The sequence below is a fragment of the Oleiphilus sp. HI0123 genome, assembly GCF_001635315.1.
In genome coordinates this window covers 1-274 of record NZ_LWGE01000085.1, presented here as the reverse complement: position 1 = coordinate 274, position 274 = coordinate 1, and the positions used below count along the sequence as shown (strand labels likewise).

1 pseudogene is annotated in these 274 nt (G+C 43.1%); it reads left to right on the top strand.

Annotation, left to right across the window (positions count from 1 at the left end):
- Positions 1 to 274 (top strand): annotated as a pseudogene (locus A3761_RS26520) (hypothetical protein); the annotation flags it as partial.

Sequence of the window (274 nt, the reverse complement as noted above, 5' to 3'; positions counted from 1 at the left end):
GATTAGATGCAGCAGGGGCAATATATAGTGATGGTATTAGAAATATTAACTCTGGTCCGGTTACCACATTCAGCAATTTTACAGTGGTTGCAGAAAATCGAGTTGTTCTGAAGCCTGAATCCTTAGATTTTGATACGGCAGTTTTGTTTGGGTGTGCCTTGCCTACTGGAGCGGGAATGGTCTTGAACGAGTTGACTATTACATCAAAAGAAACAGTTGCTGTTTTGGGCTTGGGTGGGATTGGTCTTTCTGCGGTTATGGCCTTAGTTGCTCT